The organism is Pseudoalteromonas sp. 2CM28B (genome assembly GCF_023161935.1).
The window spans coordinates 15,974-39,376 of sequence record NZ_JALNTH010000055.1; the positions used below are offsets into that span (position 1 = coordinate 15,974).

Here is a 23,403-nt window from a genome sequence, read left to right on the forward strand (position 1 = left end):
GCTTTTAGGTTTAACGCATTAGTGTATGTGCTTGCATTCGTAGCTTTCTATTTGTAATACGCTGTTGCGCACATTAAATTTATCTGCAAGCAGTTTAATTACCTTTAAGCGGCACTCTTCATCATGCTTTTCTATAGTGCAATGTTGCTTTAACACCACATGAGCCCCCACTATCACCTTTTTATTTTTACGAACAACAGTCACATTGTGCACATTTTCAACATGTTCCATGGTGGCTATTTCTGTTTCAATATCGGCCACTTTAGGTAACTTAGCTTTATTTGAACGCAGCCCTTTGATACAGCTAACAATGACCTTAATACCGGTAAACAAGACAAAAGACGCAATTAACATGCTCGATAAAATATCAATTACATTCCAGCCTGTTAAGTATATAAGTACACCAGCAGCAAAAGTAGAAACCGTTGATATTAAATCAAAAAACGAGTGTAAAAACACGGCATACACATTAATGCTCGCCTTACGGCCTTTATAAAGCACCCATGCCGCTGCGCCATGAAATAAAAAACCAATAGCAGCAATTACCGACATTAAGTAACTATTAATAACCAGCTCATGTCCCCCTTTATGATGCATAAAGCGCTCAGTGCCCTCATATAAAATAAGTGAACTAATGGCTAGGTATAAAACGCCGTTGATCAACCCCCCTATTAGCTCTGCTTTTTGATGGCCATCGTTATAGGTTTTAGCTAAATGAATAGCAAAGCTAGACGCAATGAGAGCAATGAACAAAGAGCTATTATGAACAAACAAATGCCCTGCATCAGCAAGTACTGCAAGTGAGTTTGCGTAATACGCACCCACTAATTGAATCACCATAAATGAGCAGGTAATTGCAAGTGCAATTAACAAACGGCGACGAGAAGCGTGATGTGTGGTTATTTCTGTCATGAAATATAATAGACCTTCACTAAAAATAAAGTAAGCTTATGAAATAAAGCAAATTGGGAAATACGTAATGATATACAGTCACAATTGTAATACGTAGGCCAAATAAACGCACTAAAAACTTAGTAAAATACAAAAAACTGTACTAAAAGTAACTAAGCGGATACAAAAATAATAATTAATTCATAAATATGGGTAGTTTTCATATTTTAATGCGGAGAAACCAGTGAGCCATGACTCAAACAATACAATTTGGCAGATTTTTAATCTAATTAATTTAGCGGTGATTGTTTATGACAATAAAACACATAATTACATCTTAAACCAACATGCCAAAACGTTACTTAACATAAATAGTGACGACGCGCTTAGCAGCGATGTTTTTAACAATATTGCGCTTCGCGACTTTAATGATGATACGGTGATAACCATTGAGCAATTATTTTCATCAAATATCACAGCTGTTTTATTAGAGTGTGAATTTTCGCCGCAGCTTCTAAATGTTAACCACTCAATAGTTAATGACTCTGTGTCTATGATCACTTTAGAGCAAGATCGTACACTTACAGAACAATATAACTTTGATCAAATTATCTCTAAAATTTCTACCAAACTCATTGATATACAAAATGACAATATAGACCAGCAAATTAACTTTGCCCTTAAAGCCATTGGCACTGTTTTGAAAGCAGACCGCAGTTATTTATTTGAATTCAACACCGACAACGAAACTATCACCAATACTCACGAATGGGTCAATACGGGCATTATCGCTTGCAAAGACAGACTACAAAATGTACCCAAAGTTGAGCTACCCTACTTTTTTGAAATAATGAATGAGAGCCATCTATTTCAAGTCAATGATATTGAACAACTACCAACAAAAGCCGACGCTGAAAAAGCTGAATTTAAAGAGCAAAATATTCAATCTGTTTTGTGCATAGGCCTACGTTTTGATGAAGAGCTAGTAGGGTTTATTGGTTGTGATTGTGTTAAAACAAAACGTCATTGGAGCAAAATAGATTTAATTAGAATAAAGCTCGTAGGCGAAATCATTAATAATGCACTTAAAAATATTAACTATAAAAAAAAGCTACAGTTAACCCAACAGCAATTAATTAACGCCAATATAAAGCTCAATAAATTAGCGAATACCGATGCGCTAACTAATATTGCTAATCGTCGTTTTTTTGATACTTCCCTAAAGAGCGAAATTAAACGCTCTGCAAGACAACACCAACCAATTAGTTTAATTATGTGTGATATCGACTTTTTTAAGCGCTATAACGACAATTATGGCCACCACAAAGGCGATGAAACGTTAAAACACGTTGCTCGTGCTTTAAAAAGTTTATGTAAGCGTGAGGGTGACATAGCAGCTCGCTATGGCGGTGAAGAATTCGCAATCATTTTACCTGCTACAAATATAGAGCAATGCCATAAATTTGCTTTGTTAATTGAGCAAAAAATAAAAACACTTAATATTACGCATGAGTTCTCTCCTATTGCCCCTTACATAACACTTAGCTTTGGTTGCTTTTGTAGTTATCCAAATGCAGATACACACACAGAAAGCTTAATAAAAAGCGCTGACATCGCTTTATATAAAGCAAAGAAAGCTGGCAGAAATCAAATATGTATTTTTGAATAATCTATCTATAAAACCTACCTGCTGTTTTTATAGTACAAATTAAAAACTAATGATAATCTGTAGCTTGTTGAAATTATAAGCATCGTGCAGTTTTTGAACTGAACGTAATTAACAAGGAAAAACCCTATGGATCCCATCGCAGAAATTATAAATATTGTTTTTACTGTTGAAGCGTTTTTACTGATTTTTGTTTTAGTGCTGCTAAAGAGTAGCGTTAAATTTGTACCACAAAACCGTGCATGGCTGATTGAGCGTTTTGGTAAATACCAATCAACCAAAGAAGCGGGCTTAAATTTTATTGTTCCCTTTATTGATCGCATTGCTGCCGACCGTAGCTTAAAAGAGCAAGCCCAAGATGTCCCCTCACAGTCAGCTATTACCAAAGACAATATTTCGTTATCTGTTGATGGTGTACTGTACTTTCGTGTGCTTGACCCATACAAAGCCACTTATGGGGTTGACGATTACGTATTTGCAGTAACGCAGCTAGCACAAACCACCATGCGTTCTGAACTGGGTAAAATGGAGCTTGATAAAACCTTTGAAGAACGTGATGTCCTCAATACTAATATCGTAACCTCTATCAACCAAGCAGCTGAGCCCTGGGGTATCCAGGTTTTACGTTACGAAATAAAAGACATTGTACCACCACAATCCGTGATGGAAGCGATGGAAGCGCAAATGAAAGCCGAACGTGTTAAACGTGCGCAAATTTTAGAATCAGAGGGTGATCGTCAAGCAAACATCAATGTTGCCGAGGGTAAAAAACAGGCTCAAGTTTTAGGTGCTGAAGGTGAAAAAGCTGAACAAATCTTGCGTGCAGAGGGTGAAGCTAAAGCTATTATTGCTGTTGCAGAAGCGCAAGCTGATGCGCTGCGTAAAGTAGGTGAAGCTGCAGATACTGAGCAAGGCCAAAAAGCGATTCAACTCGATTTAGCAACCAAAGCCATTGCCGCTAAAGAAGCTATTGCGAAAGAATCGTCTGTTGTTTTATTACCCGATAGCGCCACTGATGCAAGCTCATTAGTTGCACAAGGCATGTCAATTATTAACTCACTAAATCAAAAGCAAAAACTTTAATCTGTTGAGGATAAATAATGACGCTTATTACTAACAACTTACCTGAAGCACTGATGATTTTAGGTGTGCTTGCGCTCATTATCGAAGTGGCTGTGTTAGGTATGTCTACCTTTATATTATTATTTTTAGGTATGTCTTTGTTTACTAGCGGTTTAATGATGAACTTTAACTTGTTAGATGACTCTTTAACTACCGCATTGTGGAGTAACACACTTATTACAGCTGGGTTTGCGCTATTTTTATGGAAACCATTAAAGCGTATGCAAAACAATGTGGACAAAAAAGGTGTACAAAGCGACTTTGCTGAGCTTGATTTTGTTTTAGCTGACGATGTTGATGAAAACGGTCTCACAATGCATCTTTACTCTGGAATTAGTTGGAAGTTAAAAAGTAAACAGCCACTTTCTGCAGGTACACATGTTAAGGTCGTAAAAAAAGAAGTAGGCACTATGTGGGTTGAAGCCATTTAGCCAACTAGAATCACATTAGATTTTAAGGGCTGTAATATCACTATTACTGCCCTTAAAATTTTTTATTTGTTAGCTTAAGTCATCAGCACTTAGGAAAACCACGCCATATAAGTCATTAATGGTTGCTAAAGCACTTTTATGTAGATCAGATGCCAACACATCACTTACTGAAGTTTGTAATGGTCTTGAAGCGCACGCGTCAGCGACTACCGTTTCGTGGTTACCTCTTAAAAATGCACCTTGCGCTGTAAATGTCACACACATGTGGGTTATAAACCCAACAATGATCAATTTATTATTACCAATTACTCCTGCAGGCCAGAATTTATCAATCTCGCACGTTTTATCAAAGGCGACCATCTATTTGATTTAGATTGGCTGTGGCAAGAAACAGTTCGTGAAATCCCCTTGAATACCGACTAATTCTCGCAATCTCTTTACGATTTTTATATTGTTGCAACGGGAATAGATTCAGGTAAAGCTCACTATTTGCAAGCAACGGGCAATGAAATGGTTGAGCAATTAAAAGCCTCTTGCGCCATCCCAATCGCTTATCGGGATTACCCAACAATAAACGGGATCGCCATGACCGATGGTGGCGTTGCAGATTCTATTCCGGTAAAAAAAGCCTATGAAATGGGTGCATCAGAAATAACAGTTATCCTTTCCCAACCTTTAGGCTATCGTAAAAAAGACAACAAAGTACCGTGGTTAACTAAACAACTCTATAAACAGAACCCAGCGCTTGCAGAGGCCGCCATACAGCGTTCTAAAAATTATAATGACAGTATTGATTTTTTGCACCATGCTCCGTCAGATTGCAAAATAAATATTATTGCACCACCAACAGGGTTTAAAGTCGGCCGCACCACCAAAAATCGAGCTATACTCAATTCAGGCTATCAAATGGGCATAAGTGAAGCTATAAGTTACTTGGATAACCCTAGATTTGGTAGCAATGGTTATGAGCGATAAAACCATTACAAACAGATTGCTCGAAGTCAAAATTGCATTTACATCTAATTCAAGCTATTAATTTTTAAACCCGCGAGTTAATGTGGTAAGGAGTTATGTGATAATGGCTTATTGTCAAAAAATAGATTATGTTTAGGCATAGTGTTTGCATTTGTTCTTGTGTACGTACTAAATAAAATAAGGTTTTTTGTGAATTTTCTTCGATGCTTTCATAATATAGTCTCTGATCAACAGCTTAGCTTTGATCAAAAAATTGCAGACTTACTTGCTTTTGGGCTCGATGTTTTTCAGCTCGATTTGGCTATTATCAGCCGCGTAAAAAATAATTCTTACACTGTTATACATGCTATTACCCCTGACAATTCTCTTGCTATTGGTACTGAGTTTGAGTTAAGCGGCACCTATTGTACACATACTTTGTTAGCCAACTCTGCACTGGCATTTCATAATGCGTCGCAAAGTAGTATTGCAAATCATCCTTGCTATATTAATTTCCAATTGGAGGCGTATATTGGAGCGCCTATACGAATAGGTACAGATGTATTTGGAACTGTTAACTTTTCATCAGCTCAAGAATGCGCCCCTTTTAGCGATGAAGCTTATGATTATATTGAATTATTGGCTCAGTGGTTGGGCTCAGAATTTGCGCGCAATCAGGATAAAGTTAATCTCACTAAAAATAGTGACACCTTATTGAAACTTGAAAGCGTTGCAAATATAGGCACATGGGAAGTCGACCTAATAGACAATAGCATTTTTTGGAGCCAGCAAACTCGACGTATTCATCAAGCCGAAGAAGGCTATACTCCAAACATGGAAACAGCCATTGAATTTTATAAAGCGGGTAAAAGTCGAGATAGCATTAATAAAGCGGTAGAAAATGCGGTATCTAAGGGTGAAAAATGGCATTTAGAGCTGGAAATAGTTACCGCAAAGCAGCAAAACATTTGGGTGTCGACTTTTGGTGAGGCCGAGTTTAACAACGGCAAATGTGTGCGATTATTTGGTACTTTTCAAGATATAACTGAAGCAGTTAAGTTACGCGAAGAGTTAAAACAAAAAAAAGCACTTGCAGAACAACTTCTCCAAGACCGAAGTATGCTGTTTGCCAAAATTAGTCATGAGCTTAGAACCCCGCTTAATGGTATTACGGGAATGTTAGCGACTCTCATTGATGAACACGATTATGACAAGCGAGCAGAAAAAATAAAAGTAGCCCTTCGAAGTGCTGACATTTTATTAAGTATTATTAATGAAGTACTCGATTTTTCAAAAATAAATCATGGTGAGTTAAAACTGGAGCCTCACCACTCTCTACTTAAAACGGTATTTACCGATTTGGTTTCTTTATATTCGGTATTGTTTAGTAATAAAAACATTGAACTACTAGCCACAAACAGCATTCCTAATGATGTTTGGGTATACTGCGACACCTCTCGATTAAGCCAAATTGTATCTAATTTACTGAGTAACGCGCTAAAATTTACAGAGTATGGATCTGTTTCTCTTGAATCGCAGTTAACACTAGATACAAAGTCCCCTTTACTTACCATTAAAATAACCGACACAGGTCGCGGCATGAGTAAAGCGTATTTAAACTCATTATTTAAGCCTTTTACCCAAGAGGTTGATGCTAACAACAATAAAGATGGCACTGGGTTAGGCTTAGCCATTGTTAAAGAGCTCGTTGGTTTTATGAATGGCAAAATTGAGGTAACCAGTGAGATTAACGTGGGCACATGTTTTACCTTAACTATCCCGATTGAACTTGGTAAACAACAAAAACAAACACCTAGCCTTAAATCTATTAATAATCACAGTAATAAGTTATCTGTTCTGGTAGTTGATGATAACGAAATAAATCGCCTGGTATTAGAAGCGGCACTGGATAAGTTTAATATAAAATCAGACTTTGCTATAGACGGCCAAGATGCCTTGTTAAAATGCAAGCAAAAGCATTTTGACCTTATTTTTATGGACTGCATCATGCCTATCATGGATGGTTTCGAGGCCACTAGGCAACTAAAAGCACAAGGTATTTGTGACCCGCAACAAACCTATATTGTGGCGTTAACTGCTAATGCTTCCTCACAAGATAAACTAAACTGCCAGCAAGCGGGCATGGACATGTTTATAGCCAAACCGTTTAAGCTTCCAGCGATAGAAGAAGCAATTACAAATACACTAAAAAGACTGGGCGTAGCCACACCATAACAACAAATGTCGCTCAGATTAACTTGCACAAAAAACAAAGGATCATTATGACAAATAAAATCATTGGTATTGTACTTATTGTTATTGGCGTAGCGCTTGGTATGTGGGGTTATGATGTTTACGATTCTGCATCTTCACAAGTTACCCGCGCATTAAATGGCGAAACCCCTATAGAAGCATGGCTAGGCTTTATTGGCGGGGCAGTGTGTATTTTAGTGGGTATTACCCGACTTAAATAGCGCTCAAAAAAGCCGCCTTTGGAGAGGGCGGCTTGGGTGAACAAACAGCTATGGGTGAGAGCTGTTATATCAAGAGACTTTAAGCTAAAACACTATTAAGCAGCGCTTTGCTCTGCATCGGGCGTTTGACGAATTAAATAGTCAAACGCACCCAGGCTTGCTGTTGCGCCCGCCCCCATCGCAATAATAATTTGCTTAAATGGCGTAGTGGTTGCATCACCTGCAGCATAAACGCCTTGTAACGATGTTGCGCCTTTGGCATCAATGAGTATTTCACCAAATTGGCTCAGTTCAAGGTCGCTGTCTTTCAACCATTCGGTATTAGGTATTAAACCAATTTGTACAAATATACCGGCTAAGTTCAACTGCCTACTCTCGCCGCTAAGGCGGTCGGTATAACTTAACCCCGTTACTTTTTTGCCATCACCAAGTACTTCCGTGGTTTGGGCATTTTTAATAATAGTGATGTTTTTTAAGCTATTAGCTTTACGAATGAGTACCTCATCGGCGCGTAACGTTTCTGCAAATTCAAGTACAGTAACGTGTTCAACTATATTGGCTAAATCAATTGCCGCCTCAATACCTGAATTACCACCTCCAATAACTGCAACCGATTTACCTTTAAATAAAGGCCCATCACAGTGCGGGCAGTATGCAACGCCATGGCCTTTATACTGTTGCTCACCGGGTACATTCATTTCGCGCCAGCGTGCACCGGTTGCTAGTACGAGTGATTTTGCCTTTAACACAGCGCCATTTTCTAGCGTAATATCATACCCATTACTGCCTTTTTGCAGGTTTGCCGCGCGTTGGTTGTGCATAACATCAACATCGTATTCTTTAACGTGTTCTTCCAACTGAGCCACCATTTTTGGCCCTTGCGTTGCTTTAATTGAAATAAAATTTTCAATCGCTAATGTATCAGCAACTTGACCGCCAAATCGCTCTGCTACAACCCCAGTATTGAGCCCTTTACGTGCTGAATAAATAGCTGCCGAAGCACCAGCTGGCCCACCACCGACGACAAGTACATCAAACACCGACTTTTCATTGAGTGATGCTGCTTGGCGCTGTGCACCTTTGCTATCCACTTTATTTAAAATATCAGTGAGGCTCATAGCCCCTTGGCTAAAGGGTTCACCATTTAAATATACAGCGGGTACAGCCAGTATGTTTCTTTGCTCTACTTCATCTTGAAATAATGCCCCATCAATCATGGTGGCTTTAATATTGCTATTTGTTGCTGCCATAGTATTGAGTGCTTGCACAACTTGCGGGCAGGTTTGGCAACTCAAGCTAATGTACACTTCAAAATTGAGTGTTTGCTCAAGTGTTTGTATTTGTTCAATGTCATCTTTACTTGCTTTACTAGGGTGACCACCCGTATGTAATAGCGCTAACACTAAACTAGTAAATTCGTGTCCCATAGGAACACCTGCAAAGGTAATATGGGTGTTTTTTTCTGGTGAATGCACCACCATAGAAGGCCTGCGGGCGTTAGTATCGGGATTATTTATTACACTAAACTTATCGCTTAGTGACGCTAAATCATTCGCTAAACTTTCTACTTCTGTTGATTTTTTGCTGTCGTCCAAGGCGATAAGCAGCTCAACAGGCTGAGTCAGCGATTCAAAATGGCTTTTTAATTGGTTCTTTATGTTGTTGTCTAACATGGCTTAGCCCCTTAAGGAAAATTAAAACAGCAAGGTTCCCATGCCATCAGTGCATGTGCGAAATTTTAGAAACGTGTGATGGCGTGGGAGAGTGCCCAGTGAACCTATACAGGCTCACTGGGTTTAGAGTCATGTTCTACTCTAAATTTAGTTAGTGGTAAGGTTTAAATCTTACCAACTAGGTCTAGTGAAGGTGCTAATGTGTCTTCACCTGGCTGCCAAGATGCAGGACAAACTTCGCCATCATGTGTTGCAATGTATTGCGCTGCTTGTACTTTACGAACTAACTCTTTAGCACTGCGACCAATGCCTAAGTCATGTGTTTCAACAACTTTGATTTCGCCCTCTGGGTTCATTACAAATGTACCGCGAAGTGCAAGGCCTTCTTCTTCAATCATAACGCCAAAGTTGCGTGTAATGCGCCCTGTTGGGTCACCAATCATTGGGTAAGTAATTTTACCGATGGTGTCTGACGTGTCATGCCATGCTTTGTGCGTAAAGTGTGTATCAGTTGATACTGAATAAACTTCAACGCCCATTTCTTGTAACTGTGCGTAATGATCTGCAAGGTCACCTAATTCAGTTGGGCATACAAATGTGAAATCTGCAGGGTAAAAGAAAAAGATAGACCACTTACCTAATACGTCTTTTTCAGTGAGTTCTACAAAGTCACCATTGTGGTAAGCTGTTGCATTGAAAGGTTGTAATTTTGTGTTAATCAATGAAGTGCTCATAGTATTCCTCATTTATGTTTAGTGTATTTAAAAAGTTAACGCATTGTGCGTTGGCTTGATTAATACAATAAGGCCATTGAGAAATTAAATAAAATTGATTGTTTAGATTAAAACAATCGATTTTTAAGATTAAAAACCCAAGGAGTGATCTACTGCTTACTTTTAAGCGTTAAAGCAGTTACAACTCAACTGCCACTCATAGTCAGTTGCGCTATATAGATTTTAATAAGATTACACTGCACATCCTTGCTACAATAACGTGGTTTACATTACACAACCTTTAAAGGCATTTCGTTTATGGAAAAATTCGTCAATCACATTCAACTTGGCTATTTGGGCTTATTGCCATTTTTAGGCTGTGTGGGCTGGCCACTCATGGTTGGCAGTAACAGTGTAAATTTAGAGTTTTTTAGTTTTTACAGCATTGCTATTTTAGCGTTTATGGCGGGTAATTTATGGCATGCAGGCCAACAAAGCTTTGCCGATGCGATTAAAGCAGTGCTACCGGTTATTCCTATTCCGTTTTTATCATTCTTACCGATTGAGTGGATTCTTGCGTGGTTAGGCGCGAGTTTTTGGTTAGTACTGATTTTTGAAAAGGCCACAATACAGTGGCAGGTTTATCATAAAGATTATCAAAAAATGCGTTTTGTGCTCACATCAGTGGTATTTGTGTGTCATATCTTAATTATTGGTATGAGTATTTACCCTAAATAACACGCCATGGCTTAACCATTGGTCTGTAATAGGGTAACATCCGCGCACTGTATTGAGAGGACACACCATGATAGACCAATTACGCCAACAGCTTACTGACCTTGGTGAGAATTTTGTAGAAAAAAACGCGGCTTTTAAAATTAAAGTGATCCCGTTTTTTTGCGCTATTAGCATAAAAAAAGATCATAAAAGTGAGGGGCGTCTTTCTTTTTATTCAAATCAGCTCATTGAAATATTTATGGTGGTGTTGTTTGTTTTATTTGGCTTAGCCATTTACGACCCTCAAGCCGGTTTTACTCATGGCCCTATTCATATTGTGTTTGCTATTTTGATTACCTTTAATTTAATTCTTAAACAAGTTGCCATTGAAGGGTTAAAAACGCGTTTAGCTATGTATAGGTTACATCAACAGCTGATTAGTACACCGCATCCTGACACATCGCCTGTTACTAATAAAAACATATAATTTAATATGTACTTAAACCCAAATTGGAACATACTCACGGTAGGTGATGGCGACTTATCGTTTTCAAACGCGCTTTATAACCACATTAAACCGCAAAAGTTAGTTACCTCAACCTATGATGCAGCTGCAACTCTTACAGAAAAATACCCCGATAACGCGCTTGCTTCACTTAAAGCACATAAAGTTAATGTGCTTAATGAATTTGATGTCACCAACACACAATGTTGGCAACAACTAGCCGAGCACCTAAACAGCTTTGATGTGGTGATTTTTCAATTTCCACTTATTCCTGCGTTTATTGGTCGCGACGCATTTGAGAAAAATACACGTAATAACAGCATGAACGTGCTTAACCGTGCGTTACTGCATCAATTTATAAAATATGCCAATGAGTTTGCCTTGAACCCTCAAGGCCCTGGGTTATGTTATATAACCTCAAAAGATGTTAAACCGTATCGTGAGTGGAATATTGAGGGGAGTTTAAATACCCATTTAAACGCGGCATACCAAGGACAAATGCCATTCGATATCAGTCGCTTTGATGGCTATAAAATTCGCAATGTCGACCGTGACAAACACGTCAAAGACACCAGCGGTATTACCTATGTATTTAGTGAAAATACACCACCCGAATTAAGTGATATGTTAACAACCCCGAATTATCTAACGGATGATTATTGCCCGCTTTGTCGTGTGGGGCCGTTTTTAGCGGATGAGGATAAAAACAAACATTTTTCCGCTAAAAAACACCAGCAAATGCTCAAACTAGAACAAGACTGGCAGCAATGGTTAACCGCGTTTTATAAGTCAAATTAATCACAGATTGCGGCGAGCTTAATTAAATCAGCGGCTTTTTCTGCAATGGCTATTACCCCAGCATTGGTATTTCCGGTAATAATACTGGGCATAATAGAGGCGTCTACCACCCGTAAATTTTGCACACCGTGAACACGTAATTCGCTATCAACCACAGCCATATCGTCTTGGCCCATTTTGCAGGTTCCTACGGGGTGGTATTCTGTATCGGCTGTTTGCCTAATAAACTCAATAAGCTGCGTATCATCATTAATATCAAGCGGATATACCATATCTGCACGAATAATATCAAACGCTTTGCTTTGCATTATGCTCAATGTTTTTTTAAGCCCAAGTAGCATAACCTGTAAATCATCGGGGTGGCTTAAATAATTAGGATCAATGAGTGGCGCACTTAAAGGGTTGGCATCCGCTAAACGAATAGTGCCGCGGCTTTTAGGGTGCATTATGCTGCTATGAATACTGTATCCATGGCCATAATGCAGTTTACGGCTGTGATCGTCCACCAGCCCAATAACAAATTCAAGTTGCACATCGGGCAAAATAGAATCTGTAAATAAGTTTATAAACGCATGCGATTCGGCAAAGTTACTGGTTAGCTTTCCTTCGCGTTTGGCAAACCAATCAACGCATCCTTTTGCAATATTAAACGCACCACTGGCACTTATTCCAAATGTGCCTTGCGAATATTTTGCTTTGTATAATGGCACAACGGTTAAGTGATCGTGCAAATTACTGCCTACACCTTCTAATGGCGTTACAAGCTCAATGTTATGCTGCTTTAAATGATCTGCAGGCCCCACTCCCGATAACATTAAAAGGTGTGGGGAGTTAATAGCACCGGCACTTAAAATAACTTCTTTATAGGCATTTAGCACCAAGCTTTTATTATTAACTGCAACTGTTACACCAGTTGCAGATTTCCCGCAAAAATTAATTTTATGCACCTGCGCGTCAGTGAGCACGGTTAAGTTTTTACGAGCTAAATTAGGTGTTAAGTACGCTTTTGCCGCACTGCAACGCTCCCCTTTATGTTGAGTGACCTGCGATAACCGCGCACCTAGCTGTTGCTGCGCATTAATATCGTCATTAAGGGCCACGCCTTGCTCTTGGCATGCTTTTAAAAACAGCTGATTAACTGGGCTTGGTAAACTTAGCTCTTGCACATGTAAGGGGCCATTTACACCATGATATGGGCTGTTGGTAAAGGTTTTGTTGTTTTCAGCTTTGATAAAATAAGGCAGCAAACTGGTATAATCCCAGCCGGTATTTCCCATAGCGGCCCAGTTGTCGTAGTCTTTTTTATTCCCTCTTATGTACACCATGGCATTGATTGAACTTGAACCACCAAGCACTTTACCTCTGGGCATAAACCCACAGCGGTTATTAAGCTCTTTTTGTGGCACCGTATTGTAATGCCAGCTATTAATGCCATAAGGCACACTAGCTGCAACTCCCGCAGGCATTTGCACCATAGCACTTTGGTCACGGCCGCCGGCTTCAATTAAACACACACTTACATTTTTATTTTCAGATAATCGCGAGGCAACAACACAGCCGGCACTGCCTGCGCCAATCACAATGTAATCAAATGAGGTGGTATGCATAAAAAATCTCCCATTAAAAAAACTACTTTGCATGGATTATCTACTGAAAACTTGATATTTTTAGACACCTCTCCACTAATGCAATTGTTATGAGCAGCCTGATTAAAGCCACTTCTTTGCAGGGAATTGATACATTAATTACCGAACTAGGTGGTGATACAACAAGCATTATGCGCCATTGCGCCATTGAGGTAGCGTTAAACTCCCTTGAAACACAAAGCTTAACTTATCGCCATTATGCTGAGCTTTTAGAATACTGCGCTCATAGCTTAAACTGCCCAAGTTTTGGCCTTAAACTCGCTAGCAAACAAAGCTTTGATATTTTAGGGCATATCGCTATCGCTGCTAAAAGTGGAACTGATTTAGGTGAAGCGCTAACGTGGGTAATTAAATACCTACACTTACATACACCCGCACTTAATTTAACCACGCATACACTTGAAGATGACCAAAATATATTTTTATCATTCGAAATAAAACTCAAGCCATTACCTGTTATAAATCAAGTTATTGAATTAACAATTGCACTGGCGCTCGCCACCTTAAAAAAAGTGAGCCAAAATCAATGCAAACCCATTAAGGTATTTTTACCGCAAAAGCTTGATGCAAATCTACGCGCTTACCATCAGCACTTTGGCTGTCACGTTATTGAACACAGAAACAGCGCCGGTATTTTAATCGCCAAAGACGATTTATTATTGCCGCTTAATGTTTCTGATCAACACAAAGTACAAGCCGCATTAAACTTTTTAGCCGCTAATAATGCGCATACTCAGTCGTTACCTTCGCAAGTAAGTGCACTTATTCGACCCATGCTACCCCTTTTTCAATGCTCAAACCAAACAATAGCAACGGCACTTAATATGCACCCACGGACCTTGCACCGTGAACTTAAAAAACATAACACCAGTTTTGTAAAACTAAAAGATGCCACTCGCCGCGCATTATGTGAACACTATTTAATGCAAAACCAATTTTCTATTTCACATATTTCCGAGTTGTTAGGTTATCAAGAACAAGCCACATTAAGTGCCAGTGTAAAACGCTGGTTTAACTGCTCTGCCCGCGCATTTAGAGCAAAACATTGTTAAACTGCAAAGCTGCGTAAAATACATAAAAAGGCTAAACATGAATTTTGTGATTGTAGGTACCAATTTTATTAGCGACACCCTACTCGATGCGGCAAGTACTCTGAGTAATTTTAATTTATACGGTATTTGCTCTCGCCAAATAAGCAGCGGCGAGCGCTTTTTAGCTAATCATCCAACAAATACCGACGCTAAAATTTTTACCTCTATTGATGCTGTGTGCCAAGATGAACAAGTAGACGCAGTTTATATAGCTGCGCCCAATAGCCTGCACAGTGCGTATGCAATACAGTGTTTAAAAGCGGGCAAACACGTACTTGGCGAAAAACCTTCAGCAGCAAATAGTCATGAGCTTACGGCTATTTTAACAGCTGCTCAAAAACATCAACGTTTGTACATGGAAGCGATGATGACAACGCATTTACCTAACTTTGCTGTTTTAAAAAACGCATTAAAAAGAATTGGTACACCGCGTAAGTTTATTGGCCAATTTAGCCAATACTCGTCACGTTACGATAAGTTCAAAAACGGTGAGCGCCCTAATACCTTTTTACCTGAATTTGCTAACGGCGCATTAGTAGACCTTGGTATTTACCCGCTTTATATACTTATAGCACTGTGGGGCGCACCAAACAGTGTACACGCCAGTGGCGTATTGCTAGAAACCGGTGTTGATGGTGCCGGCGATGTACTTTTAAATTATGCAGATAAACAAGCGGTAATTAGTTATTCAAAAATATCGCAAGGCGAGAACATCACCGAAATACAAGGTGAGTTAGGTCGTATTCGTATTGAAGCTGTATCGCAGCTTAAAAAAGTGGAATTCATCGCTAATAATGGCCAAAAAGAAACAATAAGTGCAGATTTTGATGAGCATTTTATGAAGTATGAAGTTGCGCACTTTATTGAGATGATTGAGCAAAACACATTAGAGTCACATATTAACAACCACCAGCTTTCACGCGATGTGATGACGGTACTCGATACCGCCCGCGCGCAATTGGGCGTTATATACCCTGCAGATAGTAAAGCTGAACTATAAATTTTTACTCAATGAGTCAGTCCTCATTACCTGCCACCTCAATCTTAAAAAGAGTAACGCTTATTTTTTATTCAGCCCAGTGATAGCCTCTCATCACTGGGGACTCCATGTAAAACGTTAATTTACATTTACCTGCGTAGGTAAAAGCAGGTAATATGCGCCGCAATTAAGTGGCAATTTTTAAGGACGACCATGCAAAAATCAACCAAAGAGCTATTACTGGCTATTTTATGCATATTGCTTGCAATGATCACTATTCAGTCTGGGGCTTCACTGGCTAAGCAGCTTTTCCCTATTGTTGGCCCTGAGGGCACAACGGCCTTACGTTTAGGTTTTTCTGCCGCTATTCTTTGTATAATTTTTAAACCTTGGAGACACTTTCCGGTTGCAAGCCAGCGTTTACCCATCTTAATTTATGGTTTGAGCCTAGGCGGCATGAACATTCTATTTTATTACGCCATTGAACGTATTCCACTGGGTATTGGTGTTGCGCTTGAATTTACCGGGCCCCTTGCCGTTGCGTTATTTTCATCAAGACGAAAGCGTGATTTATTTTGGGTTGCCTGCGCAATAACCGGAATATTATTACTGTTACCCGATATGAAAGGCCAAGAAAGTTTAGACCCAATTGGCGTGATTTTAGCGCTTGCAGCGGGTGCGTGTTGGGCAGGTTATATTTTATTTGGTAAAAAAACCGGCAGCCAAAGCTCTGGTGGAGCAACAGTAGCGATGGGTATGACCATTTCAGCTATTGTGCTTGTACCTTATGGTGGTATATCACAAAGTGCTGCATTTACTTGGGATATTATTCCGTTAGGTATTGCCATTGCGGTACTCTCAAGTGCCTTACCTTATACTTTAGAAATGATCACGCTGCGTAATATGTCGCCGCAAGGGTTTAGCATTATGATGAGCCTTGAACCCGCTATTGCAGCACTCGCTGGCTTAGTTATTTTAGGTGAACTACTTAGCATTTGGCAGTGGCTTGCTATTTTATTAGTTATTATTGCCTCGGTTGGTAGCTCAACGTCAAACAGTAAAAAGCAGCCTACTCCTAATTAATATTTAATTAAATATTAAGCTACTGAGACACACAAAACCCACGCTATTTGCTTGGGTTTTGCAATTAAGTTATTCACTATTTTATAGGGGATGGCTGGCCATGTGGGCTTGAACGCAAATATTGCTTTGGTGCTTGTACTTGCGCGCCCAACTCGGCCGCAGCATGCCAAGGCCAATGTGGGTTATATAAAATACCCCGCGCTAAAGCAACACCATCAGCATGTTCATCACTGATAATACTTTCAGCTTGCTGCGCCTCGGTAATTAAACCCACCGCTATCACTGGCATATTCACAACCTGTTTAATGGCGGTTGCAAACGGCACCTGAAAATTCTTAGCAACAGGTATATCTTGCTCAGGGCTTAAACCCGCAGTGCTTACATGAATAAAGTCACACCCTAACGCGTCAAGCGCTTTTGCCAGTTCAATTGATTGCGGTAAATCCCAACCACCATCAACCCAATCGGTTGCTGAAATACGTACACCCACCGCTTTATTGCTTGGAAATGCCGCTCTTACAGCTTTAAATACGTCGAGTAATAATCGCATTCTATTTTCTAGGCTACCACCGTATTGATCATCACGTTTGTTTGTCAGCGGCGATAAGAACTGGTGTAGCAAATAACCGTGTGCGCCATGTATTTCTATTAAATCAAGGCCCAACTCGTCAGCGCGCTTTGCCGCATTAACAAAGTCAATTATGAGCGAATCTATATCATCTTGGTTCATCGCTTTGGGAATGGGGCTGTTTTCATCATAGGCAATGGCTGATGGCGCAACCGTTTGCCAACCATTGAGGTGATCGGGCATAAGTGCCCCACCGCCATCCCATGGTTTATCGGTTGACGCTTTACGACCTGCATGGGCTAATTGAATACCAATAGGCATTGGGCTGTATTGTCTTACGGCCGTTAAACTTTTTGCTAATGCAGCTTGGGTTGTATCATCCCATAATCCTAAATCGGCGTAACTAATTCGCCCTTCGGGATTAACGGCCGTCGCTTCTAAAATAAGTAAACCCGCTCCACTTAAACTCAATTGACCTAAATGAATGGTATGCCAGTCACTTGCAGCGCCATTGTTGGCCGAGTACTGGCACATGGGTGCAATAATAATTCTATTCTCTAGGCTTAACTTACCAAGTGACAATGGTGAAAACAGCTTTGACATTATAAATCCTCATATAACTGACTCACAGCCACAACTAAATTGTGCTGTTCGTGTTATCAATAATTAAACATGTACTATAAAGATTATGGGGGGGAATATTCATTTTTATAGTGTTTATAAAAATATAAGTAATGACGTTTTAAACTATACATTATCCAGTTTTTATCTATATTAGGCACAATTATTATTTTGGTTGATTTTAAAGCAACGCCTTTGTTTATTTAATATACAGCGTGAAACACTCAAACTCACCTTTATATTTTTATTCTAAAAAAGTGAATTAAAATTCATATTTTTATTTCCATCACTAAAACACCCTGATACTATTAGCGCTCATTTATAAACACATTTTATTGAACTAGGATCACTTTTTATGTTTAAACCAAGCCTGTTAACCTTGGCTGTATCAAGCGCACTGAGTGGTGTATTATTTAGCAGTAATGCAGTGGCTCAAGAGCAAGTTATTGAAAAGAACAAATCGCTTGAAGTTATTGAGGTTACAGCAACGCGCCGAAGTGGCTCAATTCAAGCTGCGCCTCTTAACATTACCGCGCTCGATGCTGATGTAATGAAAGATCAAAACATCAGTGAGCTGGCCGATGTAGCACGTTGGGTGCCAGGTTTAACAATTACAGATCAAGGTGGCCGTGCCGGTTCACCTATTATAGTCCGTGGTTTAAATACTAATTCATCAGGCCCTTCATCAGATGGTGGCACTGTTGCCACATATATTAATGAAATTCCAGTATCGGTCGATATGCGCCTTGTTGATGTAGAGCGCGTGGAAGTGCTTATTGGGCCACAAGGCACATTATATGGAGCTGGTACATTAGGCGGCGCTATTCGCTATATGCTTAAAGAACCAGAGCTTGATTTCACCTCAGGGGAAGTATTTGGTGATGTTTTTCAAGCTCAAGAAAGTGATTCGGTCGGTGGCGAAACTGGTTTTATTTTCAATTTACCATTGATTGAAGATAAACTGGCGGTACGTACCAGTTTAAATATTTATGAAGACCCAGGGTTTATTGACTACGCCTACACCGTTCGTGAACCAGGTGTATCGATTACCGACCCTGATTGGACAAACCTTGATGCAGTCAACAGCAATCTTAAAAATGTAAAAGACGCCAACGGTGAAACAACCACAACTGGCCGTATTTCATTGCGTTACAAAGCAAATGAGTCATTTGAAGGCACATTAAACTACTTCTATCAAAAGCAAGACACCGAAGGCCGCTCAATTGTTCATCACAACAGCCTTAATGCTAACAATGGCTTAAATGATCGCATTGGCAAATACGAGTCAGCGTACCGTTATGAAGAGCCACGGATAAAAGAAGACCAATTACTAAGCCTTGAACTTAAAGCCGACTTAGGTTTTGCTGAGCTGGTCTCAGCTACCGGTATTTCTCAATTTGACGCCGATGGGCAACGTGATCAAACTGATCTTTTAATTCGCTTAGACTATGGCTACGAAGAGTTTCCTTCGTTTTCAGCCTTTACTCGTGAAATTGACGAAAAAGACACCTTTACCCAAGAACTGCGTTTAGTCTCACAAAGTGATAGCGATTTAAGCTGGATTGTTGGTGGTTTTTACAACAAAACCGACACCGATGCATCAAGCAGAGAGTACACACCTGGGTTTGATCAGTTCGCGGTTGATAATTTCGATGGCGCACAACTTAGACCAGACTCTTTAGAATATTTAGAAATTACTGGCAGCAATGTCACTGAATCAGCGCTTTTTGGTGAAGTGGGTTACCAAGTAACCGATAAACTCGACATTACCATTGGCGCGCGTTTTTACGAATACGATGTTGAGTCAAAAGCGGCTTTTGACTTCCCATTAGCAAATACCTTGTATGAAGGTGCTGCACCTGATGCAATCTCAATTAATTTTGAAGAAAACAAAGCAGGCGACAACGGTAACCTATTTAAATTTAATGCTAAGTATCAGTTTACTGATACTGTAATGGGATACGCCACTGTTAGCGAAGGCTTTAGAATTGGCGGCTCAAATGGCCTAGTGCCTTGTCCTGTGCCCTTACCTGAGGATCAACAAACAGGCTGTGGTACACCTGATGAAATGCTGTATGAAGCAGATACCACAACTAACTATGAGCTAGGCTTTAAAAGTACGTGGTTTAGAAGCCAACTACACTTTAACGCCGCCCTATTCAATGTTGATTGGGATAACGCACAAATTGCAGGGGCAACAACAGTAGGCCAATTACCGTACCTGTCAAATGCAGGTAGCGCGAATGCGAAAGGGATTGAGATTGCCACGCGTGCAATTTTATCAGACTCATTTACTGCCTATGCAACTTATGCCTATACAAAAGCAGAGCTAACCTCAGATGCACCCTATTTATTTAATGCTGACGGGAGTGATGGTGCGGTAGATGGCGACCGTTTACCAGGCTCGCCAGAGCATCAGTTTTCTATGGGGATTAACTACCAAACAGACGTGTTAAATGATAAAACTTTAGATATTAACTACGGTTTAACTGCACAAAGTGATGTAATTTCAAAAGTAGGCCTACGTGACAACGGTGAAGCACTCCCGGGTTATAGCTTAAGTAATCTTTCAGCTAAATTAACCGCCGATGCGTGGTCGACTACTTTATATGTAGATAACCTATTTAATAAATATGCGGTTACCTCTGTTCGTCGCTCAGATGCAGATATTACAACAGCGAATGGCGCAGACATACAACGTAACTATGGTTACTATGTTAATCGCCCGCTTACTGTAGGCATTAAATTTAACTATAAGTTTGAAATATAATTAAACGATAAGTTTAAGTACAATAAAAAGGCTCAAATTAATTTGAGCCTTTTTATTTGTAAGTACATTATTTATAAGAGTATTCATGCAGCCAAACTTAAAGCAACTACACCAAAGCGCTATAAACAATCTAAACCAAGGCAACATTCAGCAAGCGCATAAAGCACTGGTTGAGCTGGTAACACAAAAGCCAGACTTTGCTGATGGCTACTTTTTACTCGCCATGGTTAATTTACAGGTTGGTCAAATTTATAAAGCGATAAAGCTAATTGAAAAAGCATTAAACTTTACTCAGTCTATTGAATATACAGCGCAACTTGCCAAGTGCTACGCTCTTACCGGCGATTTACAAAAAGCGAAAAGCACCGCCCTCAGCGTTAAGCTTGAACATATTAGTAAAGCACTTGATGCCGATACATTAGGCGTGGCGCTCACCCAAGCGGGTTTACATCAACAAGCAGCTGATTACTTTATATGCGCATTAAGTTTAGCTGAGACGAGTAATACTCGTCAGCCAAAGTTTTATTATAACTATGGGGTATGTGCTAAATTTTTAGGCCAGTTTGATAAAGCACAGCACGCGTTTGAAAATGCCATTGCACTGAATCCGCTTCATCATCAAAGTCATTTTGCTTTATCTGATTTAACTAAAGTCACTGAGCAAAATAACCACCTAGCGCGACTAAAAAACGCATTTGAACAGGTCAATCATCCCGACGCTAAACTGCATATAGGTCATGCACTGGCAAAAGAATATCAAGACCTAGGCGACTTTTCAGCAGCCTTTGCCGCGTTACAACAAGGTAAAACAGCAAAACTCGCTAATAAGGCGTTTGATAATCAAGCGTCTGAGGCACTATTCGCACATATTAAACAGCTCAGTGATAAATACAAAAACCAAAAAACAGCTGGCAACCAAAGCAGTGAGCCAATTTTTGTATTAGGCATGCCGCGCTCTGGCACCACATTAGTTGAGCGAATTTTATCAAGCCACAGCGACGTACAATCGGCGGGCGAACTACAAGACTTTGGCCTAAGTGTAAAAAAACTCAGCCAAACACACACGCCTCAAGTACTCGATACAGACACCTTAAGCCAAGCTTACCAGCTTGATTTTGCAAAACTTGGTAGCACTTACCTTGAAGCAACCCGTGTAGTTACCGGTAGCCATAAACACTTTATTGATAAACTACCGTTTAACTTTTTTTATATCGATTTAATTACCAAAGCACTGCCAAACGCCAAAATAATTTGCCTACTTCGCGACCCCATGGACACCTGTATTGGTAACTATCGTCAGCTATTTACTATTAACAACCCGTATTATGCTTACTCGTTAGACTTACTCGACACTGCTAAATTTTACAGCCGCTTTTATAAACTAATACAGCACTTTAGCGCCCTTCACAGCAATATTAAACTAGTAAAATACGAAGAACTTGTAGCCGCACCAGAGCAAAAGATAAAAGAGTTAGTGAGCTATTGTGACTTAGACTGGCAACCACAGTGCCTTGATTTTCACTTAAACACCGCACCGGTATCAACCGCCAGTAAAATGCAAGTACGCCAACCGCTTAACAACAAAGCCATAGGCCGCTGGAAAAAATTTAAGCCCCATACCGATGAAGCGCAGTCTTATTTAGTTAAGGAAGGAGTTTTAGGTTTAATTAAATAACAAAAAATATTACGTGGACGGATAGTTCAGTTTGATTAATTTAAAAGTTAGCGGATGGATATAATTTTTTAGGCTGAATGTATTTGAGGTTTTTTCTCTGTTAACTGACCCTCCCCCACTTAAGGAAAAACCCAACGCTGCTACCATAAAAAACTAACAAAAAGTAATACACCAATTACTGCAGCAGCTATAAATAAGTATTTACCAAGCTTAGCATTATGTTTAAGAGATTCTTGGTGTTTAGCCTTAAGCATAAGTAATTGTGCTTCGTTTAAATCGGAACAATGCGTACATTTATCCAAGAATTCAGAATAATACAGTTCACACCTATCACATCGTTTTTGTTTAGGTTGCTTAGATCTCCATGATATGCTCATCCCTAAAGACATTATAACTTCCACTCGAGAGTACCAGCGCACTCAACCTTAACCAGCCTACCATTTAATAACGCAGGCTTAAATCGCCATAGCTTTAAAGCCCGTAAACCTTCCTTTTCAAATACACCTTTAGGAGCAGATTCAATTACTTCAACTCTTTTTAACGTACCAACTTCATTCACTATTGCTTTGAATTTTAAGTAGCCCTCTACGCTATTTTTAGCCGCATCTTCAGGATATTTTGGTTCAATCTTCACAACCCATTTAACAGGTAAATCTGTTTGTGCATTGGTATATACAGTACTTGAATTTGCCGCTTCATTAGTACTATTACAACCAACCAGTAAAAGAACTAAAAATATAGTTATGTACTTCAAAGGCTACTCCTAAAAATATGCTCAGTAAAATAAACAACTAGTGGTTAAGTTTACTAAGGTGTTCAGCAACACGAAACAAGACCAAACATTATGTATCCGATAATTTATGGCCTTGTTATATTTTTTATTACATTAACAAATCAGAAAAAAGCTACCTAAATTAACGTTAGCGTTTTGCATTATCGATAGTCTGCAAAGTGCCCAGACTGTGTGAAAACTCTGATCACCTTTTGGTCTAAGTATGTTCTGCTTATGATCTATTAATCTATACA

At 39.6% G+C, this 23,403-nt stretch carries 20 protein-coding genes and 1 pseudogene; 14 read left to right on the forward strand and 7 right to left on the reverse strand.

Annotated elements, in window-relative coordinates; all coding sequences use genetic code 11:
• Nucleotides 1–18 precede the first annotated feature (18 nt).
• Nucleotides 19–912, reverse strand: coding sequence for a cation diffusion facilitator family transporter (locus MTN96_RS34095; RefSeq protein WP_036983838.1), 894 nt, complete (start codon nt 910–912; stop codon nt 19–21).
• A gap of 223 nt (nt 913–1,135) precedes the next feature.
• Here MTN96_RS34095 and MTN96_RS34100 point away from each other — a divergent pair, with 223 nt between their 5' ends.
• The 3 genes from MTN96_RS34100 to MTN96_RS34110 all read left to right on the forward strand — a co-directional run bounded on the left by MTN96_RS34100 (nt 1,136) and on the right by MTN96_RS34110 (nt 4,110).
• The gene (locus MTN96_RS34100) at nt 1,136–2,560 is read left to right on the forward strand and encodes a diguanylate cyclase domain-containing protein (RefSeq protein ID WP_248534427.1); all 1,425 of its coding nucleotides are present in this window, start codon (nt 1,136–1,138) and stop codon (nt 2,558–2,560) included.
• A gap of 126 nt (nt 2,561–2,686) precedes the next feature.
• Nucleotides 2,687–3,640 (forward strand): slipin family protein, encoded by a 954-nt coding sequence (locus tag MTN96_RS34105; protein WP_036983835.1) that lies wholly within the window; start codon nt 2,687–2,689, stop codon nt 3,638–3,640.
• Nucleotides 3,641–3,657: 17 nt separating this feature from the next.
• Nucleotides 3,658–4,110: an NfeD family protein gene (locus MTN96_RS34110; RefSeq protein ID WP_036983833.1), complete on the forward strand. Its 453-nt coding sequence runs from the start codon at nt 3,658–3,660 to the stop codon at nt 4,108–4,110.
• Between the two features lie 69 nt (nt 4,111–4,179).
• On the opposite strand, the gene MTN96_RS34115 is transcribed toward MTN96_RS34110, so the two are convergent.
• The gene (locus tag MTN96_RS34115) at nt 4,180–4,374 is read right to left on the reverse strand and encodes an isochorismatase family protein (RefSeq protein WP_248534430.1); all 195 of its coding nucleotides are present in this window, start codon (nt 4,372–4,374) and stop codon (nt 4,180–4,182) included.
• Between the two features lie 30 nt (nt 4,375–4,404).
• On the opposite strand from MTN96_RS34115, the pseudogene MTN96_RS34120 reads away from it, so the two are divergent.
• The 3 genes and pseudogenes from MTN96_RS34120 to MTN96_RS34130 all read left to right on the forward strand — a co-directional run.
• Nucleotides 4,405–5,085: pseudogene (locus MTN96_RS34120) on the forward strand (patatin family protein); the annotation flags it as partial.
• Between the two features lie 189 nt (nt 5,086–5,274).
• Nucleotides 5,275–7,299 (forward strand): ATP-binding protein, encoded by a 2,025-nt coding sequence (locus tag MTN96_RS34125; protein ID WP_248534432.1) that lies wholly within the window; start codon nt 5,275–5,277, stop codon nt 7,297–7,299.
• Nucleotides 7,300–7,346: 47 nt separating this feature from the next.
• Nucleotides 7,347–7,538, forward strand: coding sequence for a DUF3185 family protein (locus MTN96_RS34130; protein WP_036983831.1), 192 nt, complete (start codon nt 7,347–7,349; stop codon nt 7,536–7,538).
• 95 nt (nt 7,539–7,633) lie between these two features.
• Here the strand turns inward: MTN96_RS34130 and ahpF are convergent, their stop codons facing one another.
• Complete coding sequence (ahpF, locus tag MTN96_RS34135; protein ID WP_248534434.1) at nt 7,634–9,211, reverse strand: alkyl hydroperoxide reductase subunit F; 1,578 nt, start codon at nt 9,209–9,211, stop codon at nt 7,634–7,636.
• A gap of 164 nt (nt 9,212–9,375) precedes the next feature.
• A complete protein-coding gene (ahpC, locus tag MTN96_RS34140) occupies nt 9,376–9,945 on the reverse strand; it encodes an alkyl hydroperoxide reductase subunit C (protein WP_248534436.1) in 570 nt (189 codons plus the stop codon).
• A 297-nt stretch (nt 9,946–10,242) separates the two neighbouring features.
• Between ahpC and MTN96_RS34145 the strand changes: the two genes are divergently transcribed.
• From MTN96_RS34145 to MTN96_RS34155, 3 genes are all read left to right on the forward strand, one after another.
• Complete coding sequence (locus MTN96_RS34145) at nt 10,243–10,662, forward strand: DUF3429 domain-containing protein (RefSeq protein WP_248534438.1); 420 nt, start codon at nt 10,243–10,245, stop codon at nt 10,660–10,662.
• 67 nt (nt 10,663–10,729) lie between these two features.
• Complete coding sequence (locus MTN96_RS34150; protein ID WP_013463074.1) at nt 10,730–11,128, forward strand: hypothetical protein; 399 nt, start codon at nt 10,730–10,732, stop codon at nt 11,126–11,128.
• A gap of 6 nt (nt 11,129–11,134) precedes the next feature.
• A complete protein-coding gene (locus MTN96_RS34155) occupies nt 11,135–11,944 on the forward strand; it encodes a class I SAM-dependent methyltransferase (protein ID WP_248534440.1) in 810 nt (269 codons plus the stop codon).
• Here MTN96_RS34155 and MTN96_RS34160 read toward each other — a convergent pair.
• Complete coding sequence (locus MTN96_RS34160) at nt 11,941–13,551, reverse strand: GMC family oxidoreductase (RefSeq protein WP_248534442.1); 1,611 nt, start codon at nt 13,549–13,551, stop codon at nt 11,941–11,943. The genes MTN96_RS34155 and MTN96_RS34160 overlap by 4 nt on opposite strands.
• 89 nt (nt 13,552–13,640) lie before the next feature.
• On the opposite strand from MTN96_RS34160, the gene MTN96_RS34165 reads away from it, so the two are divergent.
• From MTN96_RS34165 to MTN96_RS34175, 3 genes are all read left to right on the forward strand, one after another.
• Nucleotides 13,641–14,642, forward strand: a complete 1,002-nt coding sequence (locus MTN96_RS34165) for an AraC family transcriptional regulator ligand-binding domain-containing protein (protein ID WP_214552438.1) — start codon at nt 13,641–13,643, stop codon at nt 14,640–14,642.
• A 37-nt stretch (nt 14,643–14,679) separates the two neighbouring features.
• On the forward strand, nt 14,680–15,681 hold the full coding sequence (locus MTN96_RS34170) for a Gfo/Idh/MocA family protein (protein ID WP_036983826.1): 1,002 nt from the start codon (nt 14,680–14,682) through the stop codon (nt 15,679–15,681).
• Nucleotides 15,682–15,873: 192 nt separating this feature from the next.
• Nucleotides 15,874–16,743: a DMT family transporter gene (locus tag MTN96_RS34175; RefSeq protein ID WP_069440188.1), complete on the forward strand. Its 870-nt coding sequence runs from the start codon at nt 15,874–15,876 to the stop codon at nt 16,741–16,743.
• A 76-nt stretch (nt 16,744–16,819) separates the two neighbouring features.
• Here MTN96_RS34175 and MTN96_RS34180 read toward each other — a convergent pair whose 3' ends face one another.
• Entirely contained in the window at nt 16,820–17,914 is a 1,095-nt protein-coding gene (locus MTN96_RS34180) for an NADH:flavin oxidoreductase/NADH oxidase (RefSeq protein WP_069440189.1), read from the reverse strand.
• A 373-nt stretch (nt 17,915–18,287) separates the two neighbouring features.
• Between MTN96_RS34180 and MTN96_RS34185 the strand changes: the two genes are divergently transcribed.
• On the forward strand, nt 18,288–20,702 hold the full coding sequence (locus MTN96_RS34185) for a TonB-dependent receptor (protein WP_248534444.1): 2,415 nt from the start codon (nt 18,288–18,290) through the stop codon (nt 20,700–20,702).
• Nucleotides 20,703–20,787: 85 nt separating this feature from the next.
• Entirely contained in the window at nt 20,788–22,377 is a 1,590-nt protein-coding gene (locus MTN96_RS34190) for a sulfotransferase (RefSeq protein ID WP_248534446.1), read from the forward strand.
• A 388-nt stretch (nt 22,378–22,765) separates the two neighbouring features.
• Here the strand turns inward: MTN96_RS34190 and MTN96_RS34195 are convergent, their stop codons facing one another.
• A complete protein-coding gene (locus MTN96_RS34195; protein ID WP_248534448.1) occupies nt 22,766–23,131 on the reverse strand; it encodes an energy transducer TonB in 366 nt (121 codons plus the stop codon).
• Nucleotides 23,132–23,403 lie beyond the last annotated feature (272 nt).

Excerpts from the sequence above, each read along its gene's own strand:
- MTN96_RS34095 (WP_036983838.1), bottom strand. The coding sequence starts at position 912 with ATGACAGAAATAACCACACATCACGCTTCTCGTCGCCGTTTGTTAATT.
- MTN96_RS34105 (WP_036983835.1), top strand. The coding sequence starts at position 2,687 with ATGGATCCCATCGCAGAAATTATAAATATTGTTTTTACTGTTGAAGCG.
- MTN96_RS34110 (WP_036983833.1), top strand. The coding sequence starts at position 3,658 with ATGACGCTTATTACTAACAACTTACCTGAAGCACTGATGATTTTAGGT.
- MTN96_RS34115 (WP_248534430.1), bottom strand. The coding sequence starts at position 4,374 with ATGTGTGTGACATTTACAGCGCAAGGTGCATTTTTAAGAGGTAACCAC.
- MTN96_RS34130 (WP_036983831.1), top strand. The coding sequence starts at position 7,347 with ATGACAAATAAAATCATTGGTATTGTACTTATTGTTATTGGCGTAGCG.
- ahpF (WP_248534434.1), bottom strand. The coding sequence starts at position 9,211 with ATGTTAGACAACAACATAAAGAACCAATTAAAAAGCCATTTTGAATCG.
- ahpC (WP_248534436.1), bottom strand. The coding sequence starts at position 9,945 with ATGAGCACTTCATTGATTAACACAAAATTACAACCTTTCAATGCAACA.
- MTN96_RS34145 (WP_248534438.1), top strand. The coding sequence starts at position 10,243 with ATGGAAAAATTCGTCAATCACATTCAACTTGGCTATTTGGGCTTATTG.
- MTN96_RS34150 (WP_013463074.1), top strand. The coding sequence starts at position 10,730 with ATGATAGACCAATTACGCCAACAGCTTACTGACCTTGGTGAGAATTTT.
- MTN96_RS34155 (WP_248534440.1), top strand. The coding sequence starts at position 11,135 with ATGTACTTAAACCCAAATTGGAACATACTCACGGTAGGTGATGGCGAC.
- MTN96_RS34160 (WP_248534442.1), bottom strand. The coding sequence starts at position 13,551 with ATGCATACCACCTCATTTGATTACATTGTGATTGGCGCAGGCAGTGCC.
- MTN96_RS34165 (WP_214552438.1), top strand. The coding sequence starts at position 13,641 with ATGAGCAGCCTGATTAAAGCCACTTCTTTGCAGGGAATTGATACATTA.
- MTN96_RS34170 (WP_036983826.1), top strand. The coding sequence starts at position 14,680 with ATGAATTTTGTGATTGTAGGTACCAATTTTATTAGCGACACCCTACTC.
- MTN96_RS34175 (WP_069440188.1), top strand. The coding sequence starts at position 15,874 with ATGCAAAAATCAACCAAAGAGCTATTACTGGCTATTTTATGCATATTG.
- MTN96_RS34180 (WP_069440189.1), bottom strand. The coding sequence starts at position 17,914 with ATGTCAAAGCTGTTTTCACCATTGTCACTTGGTAAGTTAAGCCTAGAG.
- MTN96_RS34185 (WP_248534444.1), top strand. The coding sequence starts at position 18,288 with ATGTTTAAACCAAGCCTGTTAACCTTGGCTGTATCAAGCGCACTGAGT.
- MTN96_RS34190 (WP_248534446.1), top strand. The coding sequence starts at position 20,788 with ATGCAGCCAAACTTAAAGCAACTACACCAAAGCGCTATAAACAATCTA.